This window comes from Mucilaginibacter sp. KACC 22063, assembly GCF_028736115.1.
In the GTDB taxonomy this organism is placed as follows: Bacteria; Bacteroidota; Bacteroidia; order Sphingobacteriales; family Sphingobacteriaceae; genus Mucilaginibacter.
In genome coordinates, this window is record NZ_CP117877.1 from 4714158 (window position 1) to 4731272 (window position 17115).

At 42.2% G+C, this 17115-nt stretch carries 15 protein-coding genes; 8 read left to right on the forward strand and 7 right to left on the reverse strand.

All coding sequences use genetic code 11. The features are described 5' to 3' along the window. Positions 1-57: 57 nt before the first annotated feature. From lpxA to PQ461_RS20680, 4 genes are all read right to left on the reverse strand, one after another. Positions 58-840, reverse strand: coding sequence for an acyl-ACP--UDP-N-acetylglucosamine O-acyltransferase (gene lpxA, locus PQ461_RS20665; protein WP_274207462.1), 783 nt, complete (start codon positions 838-840; stop codon positions 58-60). 2 nt (positions 841-842) lie between these two features. Then, a complete protein-coding gene (locus PQ461_RS20670; RefSeq protein WP_274207463.1) occupies positions 843-2237 on the reverse strand; it encodes a bifunctional UDP-3-O-[3-hydroxymyristoyl] N-acetylglucosamine deacetylase/3-hydroxyacyl-ACP dehydratase in 1395 nt (464 codons plus the stop codon). A 20-nt stretch (positions 2238-2257) separates the two neighbouring features. Further along, entirely contained in the window at positions 2258-3310 is a 1053-nt protein-coding gene (gene lpxD / locus PQ461_RS20675; RefSeq protein ID WP_274207464.1) for a UDP-3-O-(3-hydroxymyristoyl)glucosamine N-acyltransferase, read from the reverse strand. A gap of 61 nt (positions 3311-3371) precedes the next feature. Next, positions 3372-4598 (reverse strand): HD domain-containing protein, encoded by a 1227-nt coding sequence (locus tag PQ461_RS20680; protein ID WP_274207466.1) that lies wholly within the window; start codon positions 4596-4598, stop codon positions 3372-3374. 144 nt (positions 4599-4742) lie between these two features. Between PQ461_RS20680 and porX the strand changes: the two genes are divergently transcribed. From porX to PQ461_RS20710, 6 genes are all read left to right on the forward strand, one after another. After that, positions 4743-6293, forward strand: coding sequence for a T9SS response regulator signal transducer PorX (gene porX / locus PQ461_RS20685; protein WP_274207467.1), 1551 nt, complete (start codon positions 4743-4745; stop codon positions 6291-6293). 17 nt (positions 6294-6310) lie between these two features. Further along, positions 6311-6757: a tRNA (adenosine(37)-N6)-threonylcarbamoyltransferase complex ATPase subunit type 1 TsaE gene (tsaE, locus tag PQ461_RS20690; RefSeq protein ID WP_274207469.1), complete on the forward strand. Its 447-nt coding sequence runs from the start codon at positions 6311-6313 to the stop codon at positions 6755-6757. Between the two features lie 37 nt (positions 6758-6794). Next, positions 6795-8024 (forward strand): alanine dehydrogenase, encoded by a 1230-nt coding sequence (locus PQ461_RS20695; protein ID WP_274207470.1) that lies wholly within the window; start codon positions 6795-6797, stop codon positions 8022-8024. Positions 8025-8075: 51 nt separating this feature from the next. Beyond that, on the forward strand, positions 8076-9875 hold the full coding sequence (locus PQ461_RS20700; protein ID WP_274207471.1) for a tetratricopeptide repeat protein: 1800 nt from the start codon (positions 8076-8078) through the stop codon (positions 9873-9875). A gap of 24 nt (positions 9876-9899) precedes the next feature. Beyond that, positions 9900-11828, forward strand: coding sequence for a DUF3857 domain-containing protein (locus PQ461_RS20705; RefSeq protein WP_274207472.1), 1929 nt, complete (start codon positions 9900-9902; stop codon positions 11826-11828). A 170-nt stretch (positions 11829-11998) separates the two neighbouring features. Then, positions 11999-12982 carry a YihY/virulence factor BrkB family protein gene (locus PQ461_RS20710; protein ID WP_274207473.1) on the forward strand — a complete coding sequence of 328 codons (984 nt, stop codon included), beginning with the start codon at positions 11999-12001 and terminating at the stop codon, positions 12980-12982. Here the strand turns inward: PQ461_RS20710 and PQ461_RS20715 are convergent. Then, complete coding sequence (locus tag PQ461_RS20715; RefSeq protein ID WP_274207474.1) at positions 12975-14777, reverse strand: FAD-dependent oxidoreductase; 1803 nt, start codon at positions 14775-14777, stop codon at positions 12975-12977. The two genes, PQ461_RS20710 and PQ461_RS20715, sit on opposite strands and share 8 nt — an antisense overlap. A 99-nt stretch (positions 14778-14876) precedes the next feature. On the opposite strand from PQ461_RS20715, the gene PQ461_RS20720 reads away from it, so the two are divergent. Continuing rightward, positions 14877-15404, forward strand: a complete 528-nt coding sequence (locus PQ461_RS20720) for a YfiT family bacillithiol transferase (RefSeq protein WP_274207475.1) — start codon at positions 14877-14879, stop codon at positions 15402-15404. Position 15405: 1 nt separating this feature from the next. Here the strand turns inward: PQ461_RS20720 and PQ461_RS20725 are convergent, their stop codons facing one another. Continuing rightward, positions 15406-15828: a hypothetical protein gene (locus PQ461_RS20725; RefSeq protein ID WP_274207476.1), complete on the reverse strand. Its 423-nt coding sequence runs from the start codon at positions 15826-15828 to the stop codon at positions 15406-15408. Between the two features lie 23 nt (positions 15829-15851). Here PQ461_RS20725 and PQ461_RS20730 point away from each other — a divergent pair, with 23 nt between their 5' ends. After that, positions 15852-16706 carry a fumarylacetoacetate hydrolase family protein gene (locus PQ461_RS20730; RefSeq protein ID WP_274207477.1) on the forward strand — a complete coding sequence of 285 codons (855 nt, stop codon included), beginning with the start codon at positions 15852-15854 and terminating at the stop codon, positions 16704-16706. Positions 16707-16709: 3 nt separating this feature from the next. Here the strand turns inward: PQ461_RS20730 and PQ461_RS20735 are convergent, their stop codons facing one another. After that, positions 16710-17108, reverse strand: coding sequence for a GNAT family N-acetyltransferase (locus PQ461_RS20735; RefSeq protein ID WP_274207478.1), 399 nt, complete (start codon positions 17106-17108; stop codon positions 16710-16712). Between the last annotated feature and the right edge of the window lie 7 nt (positions 17109-17115).

Sequence of the window (17115 nt, forward strand, 5' to 3'; positions counted from 1 at the left end):
TAGTCCATCGTTTATTTTTCCATGTCTATGGACTATCGACTATGGACTTCTGTCGAATTAGTTATTCCCGAACCCTTTCATAATACCACGTTGCGAGCCATTAATAAAATTCAGAATTTCATCACGCTCTTCTGTAGGGCGAAAATCAGCTTCTATGATTTCCATTGCCTTGCTCACGTTGTTGTTTTTCACAAACAACGTGCGATATATATCTTGTATCTCGTTAATTTTTTCGTCGTTAAAGCCCCTGCGGCGAAGGCCTACAGAGTTGATACCTGCATATGAAAGCGGTTCGCGGGCAGCTTTAACATAAGGCGGCACATCTTTACGTACCAATGAACCACCGGTAACAAACGCATGTGAACCTACCTTGCAAAACTGGTGGATAGCCACCATACCTGCCAGTACTACATAATCGCCTACGGTGATGTGGCCTGCCAATGTAGTATTGTTGGAGAATATACAGTTGTTACCTACTTCGCAATCATGCGCTACGTGGCAATACGCCATAATCAGGCAATTGCTGCCGATCTCTGTTTTCCAGTGATCTTTTGTACCACGGTTAATGGTAACACACTCACGAATGGTGGTGTTATCGCCAATAATGGTTAGCGTATGCTCACCTTTATATTTAAGGTCCTGCGGAATGGCAGATATTACAGCCCCCGGAAATATGCGGCAGTTTTTACCAATGCGTGCACCTTCCATAATGGTCACGTTTGATCCGATCCAGGTACCCTCGCCTATTTCCACATCCTTGTGTATCGTTACAAAAGGCTCTATCACCACATTGTCGGCAATTTGTGCCTGCGGGTGTATGTATGCTAATGGCTGAATCATGCTTACTTATATTTTACGATCTGAGCCATTAATTCGGCCTCAACAACTATTTTCTCACCTACCATACCAATACCTTTCATTTGAGCAATACCACGGCGTATCGGCGCAACAAGGTCACAACGGAAAATCAAGGTATCGCCAGGCAACACTTTATCTTTAAAACGGGCATTCTCAATTTTCAGGAACAGGGTAAGATAGTTTTCAGGATCCGGAACTGTATTTAAAACTAATATACCCCCTGTTTGTGCCATAGCTTCAATCTGCAACACGCCCGGCATAACAGGTGCGCCAGGGAAGTGGCCCGGGAAAAAAGGCTCATTCATGGTCACCGCTTTTAAACCTACTACGTGCGTTTTGGTCAACTCTAAAATCTTGTCAACCAGCAACATCGGCGGTCGGTGCGGCAAAATGTTCATGATCTGCTCAGTATCATACACCGGCTTAGCATTAGGATTATACACCTTAACGTGTTTGCGGCTGCGCTCTTTCTTAATTAAAGATTTGATCTTTTTAGCAAATGCCACATTTGCAGCATGGCCAGGCCTTGCCGCCATAATATGGCCGCGTAAAGGCACACCAACTAAAGCAAGGTCGCCGATCATGTCTAACAGTTTGTGGCGCGCCGGCTCGTTCTGATGGCGCAGTTCAATATTATTTAATATGCCCTGCGGCGCAACATCAATATCTTCGCGGTTAAACAGCTTTGCCAAGTGTGCCAGCTCTTCTTTGTCAATAGTTTTATCAACTACCACAATGGCGTTGTTGATATCACCACCTTTGATCAGATCATGCGCAAGCAGCATTTCCAGCTCGTGCAAGAAACAGAACGTGCGGCATGATGCAATTTCTTTTTTAAACTCAGCAATAGTAGAGATGCTGGCGTGCTGGCTACCCAGTACCGGCGAATTGTAATCTACCATACAGGTAAAGCGGTAATCATCAAGCGGCATAGCCACCATATCTACCTTACGGTCGGGTTCTGAATAGTGAATGTTATACGGGATATGATAGTATTCACGGTCTGCCTCCTGATCCACAAAACCTGCTTGGGTAAGTGTATCTACAAACGGCATGGAACTGCCGTCCATAATCGGCGTTTCAGGGCCGTCAACATCAATTAAAACGTTATCTAATTCTAAACCTACTAAAGCAGCAAGCACATGTTCAACCGTACTTACACTGGCGCCATTTTGTGTAATGGTTGTTCCGCGCGAAGTATCGGTAACATTATCCACATCGGCATCAACTACCGGCTGTCCGGGAAGGTCAACCCTGCGAAATTTAAAGCCATGATTTTCCGGCGCGGGGTTAAACGTCATAGTTACGCTTTCACCGGTGTGTAAGCCCGTTCCCGAAACAGCAACTGCTGTTTTAATAGTTCTTTGTTTTACGTTCATAACTTGTATGGGAGACTGCATCAGATTTTTTGAGTCATATGCTGACGAAGCTCAGCTATTATTTTTTCCAGTTCGTTTATTTTCTTTTCAAGCTCGGGCAGGCGGTTAACCACTACTTGCGAACGCATATTGCTCTGGTAGCTTACAGCCGGCGAACCAGCCCATTTTTTGCCTTCTTCCTCAATACTGCGGCCAATGCCTGATTGTGCCTGTATCTGCGAGCCTTTGGCAATAGTAATGTGCCCTACTATACCTACCTGGCCCCCTATAATGCAATTATCGCCTACTTTAGTACTGCCGGATACGCCTGTTTGCGATGCAATTACCGTATTGGAACCCAGTTCAACGTTATGCGCGATCTGAATCAGGTTGTCCAGCTTAACGCCCTTGCGTATAATGGTTGAACCCATTGTAGCACGATCAATCACTGTATTTGAGCCAATTTCAACGTCGTCTTCAATTATAACGTTACCAATCTGGCTTATCTTGTTGTAAGTGCCCTGTGGCGTGGGGGCAAAACCAAATCCATCGCTGCCTATAACAGCGCTTGCATGTATAATTACATTGCTGCCAATTACGCAGTCAAAATAAACCTTAACGCCCGAAAACAGCGTTACATTATTGCCAATGGTTACGTTATCTGCAAGATAAGTATTCGGATAAATTCTGCAATTGTCTCCTAATGTAACCCCGGGGCCTATGTAACTAAATGCACCGATATAAACATCTTTACCAATTTTAGCTGATGGGTGTATAAAGCTTGGCTGCTCTATTCCCTTTTTTTCAAGCTTTATGGTATTGTATCTTTCCAGCAAAACAGAAAAAGCGCTGTATGCGTTATCAACCCGTATTAGCGTAGCGCTTACAGGCTGCGTTAATTCAAGCTCTTTATTTACAATTACAACGGAAGCCCGTGTAGTATACAGATATTGCTCATACCGCGGATTGGCCAAAAAAGAAATGGCACCTTCAGCAGCTTCCTCAATTTTGGCAAGCGTATGTATAGTGGCTTGGGCATTACCTTCAACACTACCGTTAAGCAGTAAACTTATTTCATGTGCAGTAAATTGCATCGGACAAATTTAAATGTTAAATAATTAGCATCAAACTATATCGCATAGGGTTTAATACGTTCTAAACCAAATCTTTGGTATAGCACAGTATATATTTTTCAACCGGCTTAGCCAATGCCTGCAGGTTTAAATTGTCGCTGGCCTGCGTTATATCGCATGTTTTGCCATTATTCATCAATATTAAAATATTACCGTCATCAAGCTTATAGGCGTAGTTACTTATGGCATCTGTAAATACAAAATATGCTGTTTCTGCCTTACTTATTTTATATTTTCCAGCTGCTTTATCACGCAAACTTTCTACAAAACCTTCATCAGGTATAGTGTTCATAATATCCACATGATAAAGTTTGCGATGTATAAAGCTGGTGCATAGCGTTGAAAGTACCTGATCTGTATGGCCTGTCCACACCTTTACAGCAGCCATAATATCAGTATCGTCAAGGCAGGTAAACGTTTGCAGATGCATGTCCTCGGTCATAAACATTTCCTTACTGATACTATTTACCAGGAAATGGTTTAATGCCGGGGTTGAAAAAAGTTTTTCGCCGCGCATGGCCAGCTCGCGCGCACGGGCCAAAATGCGCCCCAGCAACTGCTCACCGGCTACTACCGTTTTATGCAGGTAAACCTGCCAGTACATTAAACGGCGTGCTATTAAAAACTTCTCGATCGAATAAATGCCTTTTTTTTCAACCACTACATAATCATCCACCACATTCAGCATTTTAATAATACGGTCTGAACTGATCACTCCCTCAGATACACCGGTGAAAAAGCTGTCACGGTTCAGGTAATCCATGCGGTCCATATCCAACTGGCTGGATACCAGCTGATGCAGAAATTTCTTAGGATAGGTGCCATTAAAAATTTCCAGCGCGAGGCTCAGCCTGCCGTCGAAAATCTTATTCAGGCGGTTCATCAGTAATACCGAAATATCCTCGTGCGAAATACCTTGTACAATATTTTTTTCGAGGGCATGTGAAAATGGTCCATGCCCGATATCATGTAACAGGATAGCAATAATTACCGCTTCCTGCTCTTCTTCCGAAATATAATGCCCCTTGTTTGTTAAGGTTTCAATGGCTGTGCTCATAAGGTGCATTGCCCCAAGCGCATGATGAAAACGGGTATGCAGTGCTCCCGGGTATACCAGGTGCGTCATACCTAATTGCTTAATGTATCGGAGACGCTGAAAGTAAGGGTGTTCAATAAGGTCAAACACCAGTTCGGTTGGTATATTGATAAATCCGTAAACCGGATCATTAATTATTTTCTTTTTGTTCAAAACCGGGTGTTAAGTCTGCAAAAATGTTAAATTATCGTAAACCTTTGTATAGGTATCTGTTAAATATTGTTAATTACCGCTAATTTGCAGCAACAATACGTTCCTTTACAAGTTATACGTAGATTATTAATTTAGAAAACCGTCATGCAAGATACCACTATATTATGGGCCGATGATGAAATCGACCTGTTAAAACCACATATACTATTATTAAAAGAAAAAGGTTACAATGTAACGACGGTGACCAATGGACGCGATGCCGTTGATGCCTTTAAAAGCGCTTATTACGACCTGGTGTTTCTTGACGAAAACATGCCGGGATTAACCGGACTGGAAACATTATCAGAGCTTAAAGCCATCAATAATGATGTGCCTGTAGTGATGATCACCAAAAATGAGGAAGAGCCGATGATGGACGATGCCATTGGTTCAAAAATAGATGACTACCTGATTAAACCTGTAAACCCCCGCCAGGTACTGCTTACCATAAAAAAACTGACTGATAATAAACGCCTGGTGACAGAGAAAACCACGATGGCATATCAGCAGGATTTCCGCAACCTGGGGATGACCCTTAATGACAATCTTAACTTTCAGGAATGGGTTGACGTTTATAAAAAGCTGATTTACTGGGAACTTGAGCTGGAGAAACTGGAAGATGCCGGCATGCACGAGATTTTGACCCTGCAAAAAGCCGAAGCCAACACGCAGTTCTCAAAATTTATAGAAAAGAATTATCTGAACTGGATTAAAAACCCTGAATCGGGCCCTACATTTTCTCATCAGCTATTCAAAAAGAAGGTTTTCCCGCGGATGGAAAATACGCCGGTATTTTTTATCCTGGTAGATAACCTGCGCTATGACCAGTACCGCATTATCCATCCGCTCATTAACGAATATTTCCGCCTGGAGGACGAGGATAGTTACTACAGTATATTGCCTACTGCAACACAATATGCGCGTAATGCCATATTCGCAGGCCTGATGCCGCTCGATATGGAAAAACGTTTCCCGGGTATGTGGCAGAATGACGAGGACGAGGGTGGTAAAAACCTGCACGAAGCTGACTTTTTAGCCGATCATTTAAAACGCATATTACGTAAGGACGTAAAACACTCTTACAATAAGATCTTAAATATTGATGAGGGCCGTGCGCTTAATGATTCAGTTAACAACCTAATGAACAACGAGCTTAACGTGGTGGTTTACAACTTTGTGGATATGCTGTCACACGCGCGTACCGATATGCAGATGATACGTGAGTTAGCAAGCGACGATGCGGCCTACCGCTCGCTAACCTTATCCTGGTTCGAGCACTCGCCATTGTTTGACCTCCTGAAATTCCTTTCACAAAAACAGGTAAAAGTAATCATCACTACAGACCACGGCACCATCAGGGTAAAAAATCCGAGCAAAATTATCGGCGACCGTAATACCAATACCAACCTGCGTTACAAACAGGGTAAAAACCTGAATTTTGCAGCTAAAGAGGTGTTCCATATCCGTAACCCGCATGATGCCATGTTGCCTAAATTGCATGTAAGCTCGAGCTTTGTATTTGCTAAAGAAGACAGTTATTTTGTTTATCCGAACAACTACAACCATTTCGTTAATTTCTATAATGAATCATTCCAGCACGGGGGTATTTCGTTAGAAGAAATGATCGTACCTGTGGCAACATACGTCTCTAAGTAATACGGTATATTTGTACCATGACAGGTGTTACAAACGAAAATGGAGCGTTTGAATTAACGCTCCATTCCACTGCTGATCTTCCGGCTACAGCGCAGCAAATCGTGTCGTTTGCTGACAAGCAACGTATATTTTTATTTTTTGGCGAAATGGGCGCGGGTAAAACTACGACCATTAAAGCGCTGTGTGCTGCACTTGGTGTTGAAGAAGCAGTTACCAGCCCTACGTTCTCCATTGTGAACGAATACCGGGGCAAGGGCAATACTGTTTATCATTTCGACTTTTATCGCCTTAAAAGCCAGAGCGAGGCTTTTGATATGGGCTATGAAGAATACTTTTACTCAGATGCTTACTGCTTTATTGAGTGGCCCGAAAAAATTGCCGACCTGCTGCCCGAACACTTTCTAAAAGTATCAATTGATACTTTAGGCGAAACATCGCGTAAAATAATTGCCGAACACATTTAATTTTTTTAACTTCATCGTCCTATAGGATCAACAGCGCATGAGTTCAGGGTTATACAGTGGGTTTTCTGATGTTGCCAAACAGGCAATGATGCAAACCCAGGAGTCGATGCTTGAGGTAAAAAGCAAGAAAAATAAATTATACATTGGTATACCTAAAGAAATTACCTTTCAGGAAAACCGCATTGCTTTAACTCCGCTTTCGGTAGCATTGCTCGTAAATAACGGCCATCATATTATGCTCGAAAGTAATGCTGGCAAAGCAGCTAACTTTCTGGATAATCACTACAGCGAACAAGGCGCACAAATTGTTTATGACTCCAAAGAAGTATACGAAAACGCCGATATCATTATTAAAGTAGCACCGCCAACGCTAAAGGAAATCGACATGATGAAACCAGGGCAGATATTGATCTCTACCCTGCAGATTTCAACCATGAAAACCGAATGCCTACAGGCCATGATCAATAAAAAGATCACCGCTTTATCGTTTGAACACCTGCGCGACGAGGGCGGGTCATTGACCGTTATCCGTGCTATGAGCGAGATTGTCGGCGCAACATCCATTCTGATAGCCGCCGAATATTTAAGTAATGTTTTCGATGGCAAGGGCCTTATGCTGGGTGGCATAACAGGGGTTCCTCCCACAGAAATTGTAATACTTGGTGCAGGTACCGTTGGCGAATATGCCGCCCGTACCGCTATTTCACTTGGTGCCGAAGTAAAGGTTTTTGATCCTTCTATTTACAAGCTAAGAAGATTACAGAACAACATCGGCACCCGCATATTCACCTCTGTGGTACAGCCCATTGTATTAGAAAAGGCAATAACTACCTGCGACGTTGCCATCGGTGCCATGCGCGCCGAAGACGGCCGCAGCCCATGCATCATCACCGAAGAAACGGTGAGCCGCATGAAACCTAATTCGGTGATCATCGATGTAAGCATTGACCAGGGCGGCTGCTTTGAAACCTCAGAAGTTACTAATCATACCAATCCTGTATTCCGCAAGTATGACGTGATACACTACTGCGTACCCAATATTGCTTCGCGCGTGGCGCGTACGGCTACTTATGCCCTTACCAATATTTTCACACCTATTCTGCTGGACATCGGTGAACAAGGTGGCCTTAAGAACGTAATCTGGCAAAAGCAGGGTGTACGCAATGCGGTTTATATTTACCAGGGACACTTAACCAATAAGCACATCGGCGACCGGTTTAACGTACCCAGTAAAGACCTGGATCTGCTGATTGTTTCTAACAGATAATTTAAACTATAATATATAACGCACCAACTTTACTTATTCCCCTAACCATTCATGATTTCCCATTTCAAATTGAAGCTAACAGCGGCATTGCTGTTAGGCTGCAACGTCACGTTTGCACAAACTGACCTTCAAAAAGCCTGGAAAGCCTTTTTTAACAATCACAACACAGAAGCTACAACCCTTTTTAATACTGCTGCAAAGCAAAAGGAAAGTACTGCTGAAGCCCTTTTAGGCCTTAGTCTGGTAAGCCAGATGAATGGTACGTCAGCGCAATCATTCGATTACTTTACAAAGTTTATCGCACAAAGTGACAATCCGCAACCCTATATCTACGCCTTGTGGATGACGCCCTCTATTAATGAAAACTACAACAAGAAAACGCCTCAGCAACTTGCCTTTATAAAAACGATAGCCGATAACAAGACCTATGATGGCACCCTTGCTGCAATGGCAAGCCAGATCATTGGAAAGCATTACGAAGCAGCCCGGCAATTAGATAAAGCAGACCCGGAATATAACCGCATTGGCGCCGTTGATGACTGGCAAATTACAGGCGAGTTTGAAAATATCTCTACCAGCGGCTTTGATAAAAATTATGCTGATGTATTGAATCATCCCGAAGCAGAGGCACAATTTATCTCAAAGCTTGGTGCAAAAATTGGCTGGCACACCGTACAGGTACGCCGCCATGATCACTGGATAGATTATGAATATTATAATGATTCTGAAAACTCTATTGAGTTTGCCCAAAGTTTCGTTAATGCCCCTGAGGATATAAATGCACAGCTACGCATCGGCGTTTCCGGTTCGGTAAAAGTTTGGGTTAATGACGCACTGATTTTATCTGAAGCAGAAGAGCGCAATAATGATCTTGACACTTACATTCAGCCCATTAAGCTTAACAAAGGATACAACCGCATATTAGTGCAGATTGGGGAAAGCTATTGCAACTCATCTAATTTTATGGTGCGTATTACCGATGATAACGGCCATGCATTATCAAACTTAACCTACGCCGCCGAAGCAAAGCCCTATTCAAAAGCAGGCGCTTACACTTTAACTGCAATTGAGCCTTTGGGTATAAAATATTTTAACAATAAGCTTAAGCAAAATGCAGATGATGATTTTTCAAAGATTTTGTTAGCCAATGCTTATTTACGTGCCGAGCGTGATTTTGAAGCCCGCCGGTTGCTTGATGATTTACATCTTAAATATCCTCAAAGCACCTATATCAATTTATTACTGCTTCAGCTTTTTAATCGGGAAAATAACCGCACCGGAGCAGAAACAATAAAAGAAACCATCAAAAATGCAGATCCTGAAAGTTCCAGCGCCCTTGTTTATAAATATGCAGATTATGTGCAGCAAAAAAATTATGACAAAGCTGCCGATGTAGTAAAGGATCTCGAAAGGCTGCATCCTGAGCAGGCAGAGATCATTATGCAAGCTAAAATTGGGGTTGCCGGTTATCAAAAACAGCAGGACGAGTTAGTAAAGCTGGGCGAGCAGGCTTATATTAATTTCCCGGACAACCGTGATGTTGTGAATTTAAAGTATGCCATAGAAAAAGAACTACATAAAAATGCATCATCAGCTTTAGCCGTATTGAAAAAATATGTCGACAATAATAATGATTACGGCATGGCTAAAACGCTGTCGCAGGCATATTTTACTGCGGGCGATGCCAACATGGGGTATAAAGTAATTCAGGAACAATTAAATGCAAAACCTTATGCTACCGGTATATACTCTTACCTGGGTAACCAGTATTATAATCAGCAAAAATATGACAAAGCAGAAGAAAGCTATTTAAAGAGCATCAGCATAGCGCCAACCATTAGTTCGTATTAGGCTTCTTTGGGTAAGATCAACGAGATGACAAACCATAAGGACAAGGCTAAAAACTATTATGAAAAAGGCATTGAATTAAATCCGAACGATTACGAGTCAATTAATGCCCTGCGTAAACTGGAAAATAAAAAAGATGTTTTCTCATACTTTACAGAGCCTGATGTTGATGCATTAATTAAAAATGCACCTAAAGCCGCCGATTACCCTGATGATAACTCAGTGATACTTGATGAAGAAGTGCAAAGGGTTGTTTATGAAAACGGCGGATCTGAAGCACGTAAATATTTAATTGTTAAAATTTTAACCCAGAAAGGCATTGATGCCTGGAAAGAATATGGAATAGATACCGATAGCTGGCAAGATCTTAATATAGAAGAAGCCCAGGTAGTTAAAGCTAACGGAACAAAAGTACCTGCCGAACGTAATGACAACAACCTTGTTTTCACAAACCTGGAAGTGGGCGACGTGATAAACATACGTTATAAAGTGCAGGAATTTGAAAGAGGTAAACTGGCTGGCCATTTCTGGGATTCGTTTTATTTCACACACGGCAAACCCTACATTACCAGCAAGTATGCTTTACTGATCAGCAAAAATCAAAAATTCAACTACAAGTTTTCACAAAAAGCAATTGCTCCTGTTCAAACCCAGGCAGATGAATTTGACATGTATGTTTGGCAGCAGAATAAGCAGGCAAGCCTGCAATGGGAAGATAAGATGCCGCCAATGAGTGATGTGGCTAATGTACTTTACCTGACATCCATCCCCGACTGGAAATTTATATCAGACTGGTACAATGATTTAGCTACAGCAAAAGCCCGTAACAACTATGAGGTAAAACAGGTAATGAACGATTTGCTGAAAAGCAATTCAAAGTTTACTGATATGCAAAAAGTAGAGAAAATCTATAATTACATTACCGGAAATATCAGTTACAGTTCCGTTTCATTCCGTCAAAGCGGGCTTATTCCACAAAATCCTTCAACCGTAATTAATACCCGTATAGGGGATTGTAAAGACGTGGCTACCTTATTTGTCGCCATGTGTAAAGAGGCGGGAATTAAGGCAAACCTGGTGCTTGTTAAAACACGTGATAATGGATTAAATACTATGCCTTTGCCATCTATAGATTTTAACCATTGCATGGCAAAAGTAAAGCTCGATGGGCAAGACTATTATATTGAGCTTACTTCTCAGTATTTGCCGTTCCGTTGCCTGTATACCAGTTCTTTAAACTCAACATTGTTAGACATTAACGAGGAGGCCAGTTTAAAAAACACTCATTATTTACATCCATTAACCCGTAAACCAAACAATGTACGCCGCAATACTTCTATAAATTTTGAAGAAAAAAGCATGCTGGTTAAAGAAAGCACTTTTGAAACCGGATCGCAAGCTGGCGGTCTGCGCGAAACCTATGGCGAGCTTTCACAAAAAGATCGTATCAAGAAAATAAAAGAAGCTATTTCGAGCAGCTATCCTGAAGTTGAGGTTTCTACACTTGAGTACAAAAATATCGACAGGCTTAATCCGATAGATACCGTATATCTGACGCTTAATTATAAACTTGGTAATGTTACTAAAAGCATCGGCGGGATGTCAATATTTAATCTGCCGTGGTCAAGTAAAGTTTCTGCCAATGACCTGCAGGTATCCATGCCACGCACATCAGGCATAGACCTTTCGCAGATGTTCTTTGTTGATAACGATACTGAAAGCATGACCATTAACCTGCCTGCAGGCAAAAAAATGGTGGAGGCTATACAGCCTGTTACCCTGAGCAGTGACATTATTGAATATAGCCTGATTCCTAAGCAACTGGGCAATAAGCTCATTTTAACAAGGACTTTTAAACTTAAAAAGGACTTTGTACCAGCAGAAAAGGTCAACGAGTTTAATTCTTTTTTTAAGAAGATGGTGGAGGCCGACAATCATGAGTTAGCAATGCGCTAATCGTCTTATTCATCATTTCCAAGCGCCTGAATATTCAGGCGCTTTTTTTATGCTTTGCCTGGAAGGTTAAGCGCATTTATGTATTAAATAATTTATTTAACTAAACTTTTATGAAATAATGCGCTTTAATAAAAGGACAAAATTGTTAGGATGGTAACCCGAACAACAATATGAAAATTTTTAACAAAGCGTATTTAAAAAACTGGTGGTGTGTTTTAAAAACCACATTCATGAATTTCTCGGATGATAACGGATTGAAGCTTAGTGCATCATTGGCTTATTATACCGTATTTTCCCTTGCACCATTGCTGATACTGGTTATTTCTCTGGCTGGTTTATTTTTAGGTCATGATGCTATTACCAACAGCCTTTACCCGCAAATAAAGGGTTATGTTGGCGCTGACGCTGCCTTGCAGATTCAGGAAATGCTTAAAAAGCTGGAGCTTTCGGGCAAAACAGGTATTGCTGTGGTGATTGGTATATTTACGTTAATGCTGGGCGCAAGCAGTATCTTTATCGAGATCCAGGATTCACTAAATACCATCTGGCGCGTAAAAGCCAAACCCAAAAAGGGCTGGGTTAAAATGCTTCAGAACAGGTTTATTTCTTTTTCACTGATTGTAAGCCTTGGCTTTTTGTTATTGGTATCGTTGATATTAAATTTACTGATACTGGCTGTAAGTAATAAGCTGCAACACTTTTTACCGGGTATCACCATCTGGGTAATTGATGGTGTTAATATTGCCATTTCATTTTTTGTGATTTCCCTGCTGTTCGGTATCATATTTAAAGTGCTGCCCGATGTTAAGATCAGATGGCGGGATGTGCGTTCGGGCGCCTTCTTCACCGCCGTACTATTTATGATTGGCCGATACGTAATTGGCCTGTACATAGAATATTCGGCCAAAACATCTACTTATGGTGCAGCAGGTTCTATTATTGTGATCTTATTGTGGATTTACTATACAGCTGCCATATTATACATTGGGGCCGAGTTTACCCAGGTTTATGCCGAGGCTAATGGCAGCCATATTGAACCGGCAGATTATGCCGTACATATTAAGCAAACAGAGGTTGAACAACATGTAAGCACTTTGCCGCCGCAAAACCCGGAGCTTAAAGGCAAGCTAAAGGAAGACCCTGAAGCTAATTAATTAGCTTGCCTGTAATATCTACCTGCCTTGCAAAAGGGTTAAGGTAATTATTAGCTAATACGGCAAATTCGCGGCGTGTAACCGGGCGGTTAAGATCAAAGCTGCCGGTAAACTTATAAACGGTTTTCCATTGCTTTTGCAGTTCGATTTGTAACGGCTTAGGTTCGCTTAATGTAATTTCGCTGATGAACGACAGCAGGTTACCAACGGTAAAGTTTTCGGCTGGCTTAGCCTTGTTGAACCACAAAAACCCACGGGTATATATTTCATTGATCACCGGTTTGATCTCGGCCGTTTGTACTATTGAGTCGGGCTTAAACAGAATTTTTACTTGGTTACCAACTACTTCAGTACGGGTTTTTAACATCCCGGTAGCTGCCACCTGTTGTATGGCTCTGAAATTAGGATCGGCCTGCGGTATATCGCTTATCGGTAGCAGATAGCCTTTATAATCGAGCAGCTCGCCTTGTATAGCACGCACATTTAAATGTGAAGTCGTTGTTTTAAAGAATGCACAAAAAGCAGCTATAGTGCCAGCCCCCTGGCCTATTACCATTTGCACTGCCGGGTTACAGGTACTGGCGCTTACATCGCCGGTAACAGATAGGGCATTCCCGGTAACAATCAAATTGTCGAAACCCTTAACTACTAAAGTGCCAAGCGCAACACTATACGCCGGAAAAGGCATTATTGCAGGGTTACTTTGCTCCGGGAACGCATCGCCAACGGCAATGCCGGTGCGGTATAGTTTTGATTCGCGGTTATATGGCTTTACAATATCATCGCCAATCATACGTACTAATCCAGGTGCGTGTTTATATTCCCTGATGTAAGGTGTGTAAGGTAAGTGATCGGGTGTTCCAAACTCATCATCCGGGCTTAAGTTTTTAAACCCGAGCTCTGTTTGCAAATAATATACTAAGCCGATGGTTCGCAGGCGTAACATTTTAAAAAACGCTTCGCGCTTTTCAGGGTTTAAGTCCTCAACCGTTGCCGGATAAGCATTGCCACAATCCTCCCAATTGATCAGGTACTTCTCATTAGGCAGTTTACCTTCGGCTAAAAGCTTCATTATATTCTTACTTTTTAAGCAGGCATATAGATCGCGATTATAGTTTTCGGGCTTAGTAATAGTTTGGTTAGCAGCTTTGCCATAATCCTTCAAAACGACAGCCCAGGTAACTTTTCTAAGATTGACGGATAAGGTTTCGCCCGGAATTTTGACTTCTTCATTCTGTACTGATTCGTTAGCAATCAGTTTTACCCCTGCTTTCACCGCGACATCAGCCAGATCAGTGGCATCAATCAACACCTTAGCTAATATGGTAGCAGACTTGCCATTCTGGGTAATACTTACCTCCCAGCCTGTACCGTCTTTTTTAACGTTAGTCCACGGGGTATTTAATTTTACAGTTAAGTTCTTAACTGTATCCGTCATTTTTTTTAAAATGGCCGCCCCTGTATAGGGTTCAAATCGTAAAGTAGCATTAAGCGTGGTATCATATCCCGGTGCTTTATTGTAGAACTGTGCAACTTTTTTTCGAAACTCGCCCCATATACCAGAGGTAAGTTGCTTATTGGCTTCGAGCACACCTATGCCTCCTGATGTTAAACTCCCCCCTAGCCATGGCCCCGGCTCTACCAACATAGTTTTCAGTTTGCTGCGAGCAGCTTGTATAGCGGCAGATGTACCGCTGGCCGTACCGCCGATTACAAGTACATCTGTTCTTATGGTTTCGGCAAATGCCTCAGCGTTTACAAACAGGAATAAAAAGAGCAGTAATTTTTTTATCATATAATGCCAGGCAAATACAAAAACGCTAAATTGGGGCGAAGCTTATTTAGGTTTTAAATATATTACAAGTATATAATTTCTTTTACTGCAATTTATATCATGTCAGCCGAACTTGAACAACTCAAATATCCCATAGGTCGTTTTACAGCACCTGAAACGTACAGCACCGAAGCCATGCAAACATGGATAAATGAAATACGCGTTTTACCTTCCCAGATTCGCAAGGCTGTAACTGCCTTAAACGGAGAACAACTGAATACCCCTTACCGCCCGGATGGGTGGACCATTAAACAAGTGGTGCATCACCTTGCCGACAGCCATATGAATTCGCTGATCCGTTTTAAATGGACGCTAACCGAGCAAACACCAACTATTAAAGCCTACCATGAAGCCGAATGGGCAAAACTGCCCGACTATCAACTGCCGGTAGAGTCATCTTTAATAATGCTGGAAGGTATCCATCAGCATATGGTAGCCTTGTTCGAAGCGCTAAGCCCCGAACAATGGGAGCTGAAGTTTATTCATCCGCAGCAAAATAACGAAGTGCCGTTGAAGCGAAACCTTGCTTTGTATGCATGGCATGGCAAACACCACTTACAACACATACTGAACACATTTAAGCAATAAGCTAAGGCTTAAAAACAACTTCGGTGTATTGGGCTTTGTGCGACTTCCAGCCGTGTTTAAAAATATCCCATTTGCTGCTGTTATCATGATACTGGTAAAACCGGGCAAAATAGGTCTGGCTTTTTTGAAACGGTGTATCAGCCATAAAAATAACACTGCTGTCGGTAAGCTTATATTTACCGGGCTGGTTATTTTGAAAGTCCTTCATGTCGGTATCGGCAGGCATGCGATATACGGGTAACAGGGTTTGCCACTCTGTCTGTGAAAGTGTATCGGTACGTAAGTTTGCCAGCAGATCTGCATTTATGCCTTTAAACTGCAACGAATTTTGATTGACAATACCAGCAGTAAAAGTGGAACGATCTGCATGTTTTGCACATCCTAAACAAAGTAAAAACAACAGGCAGCTAATTTTCTTCATCATCTAAACACAAGATACAACACCTTATGAAATTAATACGCTTTGTATCCGACAAACAAATTAAACCCGGGATAGAAATAGCCGATAGCCGGTATGACTTATCTGCACATTTTCATGATTTCGACCAGCATTTCTTTGAGAATAATGGAATCGTCGCGCTTCAGAAACTTATCGATGAGCAGCTGGCGGCATTGCCTGTTATCAGTAATGAGGTGCCGTTGTATAATCCTATAGCAAGGCCTTCTAAAATTGTATGTGTGGGTTTAAATTATACCGATCATGCCAAAGAAGTAGGGGCACCTATCCCTAAAGAACCTGTTATTTTTATAAAAAGCAATTCTGCCTACAGTGGGCCGCACGATGATATCATCATCCCAAAAGATTCGCAAAAAACCGACTGGGAGTGCGAGCTGGCTATTGTGATTGGCAAAAAGGCAAGTTATGTAAACGAAGAAGATATACCTGATTACATAGCGGGCTATATTTTGCATAACGATATATCTGAGCGCAGCTTTATGTTTGAACGTAATGGTACGTGGGACAAAGGCAAAGGCTGCGACAGTTTTGCACCGATGGGGCCATATATGGTTACCGCAGATGAAATGCCCGATATAAGCAAGCTGCACATTTGGGTAAGTGTTAACGGCAAGCTGATGCAGAACGGCACAACTGCTGATATGATATTTTCTCCGAATTACCTCATCTCTTATATCACGCAGTTTATGACCTTGTACCCCGGCGATGTGGTTTCTACAGGTTCACCGGCAGGGTCGGGTGCAGGCTTTAAGCCACCTGTATTTTTAAAGCCCGGCGATGTTGTTGAAGCAGGCATTGACGGCTTAGGCACACAAAGACAGATGGTGAAGGCCTACGCGGAATAAAATTTAGATCTCCCGCTTAATCATAAAGGCATTCTCTATATTGGGCATTCCAATTTTAGGATAATATTCCATAGCCTGCGGTGCGGCCAATAAAAGCAGCATGCTTTGTGGCCCTGCATGTTCTTTAGTAAGCTCTACCAGCTTTTTACCTATACCCTGGTGCTTGTATTGTTCTTTCACGGCCAGGTCAGACAGGTAACAGGCATAACAAAAGTCAGTTAAAGCCCGTGATACGCCAACCAAATCTTCACCATCCCAGGCGGTAATAATCAGGTTAGAGTTTTGGTACATTTTGGCAATACGGTCGAAATCATCAATGGGGCGATTTAAACCTGCACTTGCATAAACTTCGATTACCTGTTCGGTTGCAGGAGTAGTGTCTGTACGATAGGTGATGGCCATAGTATAG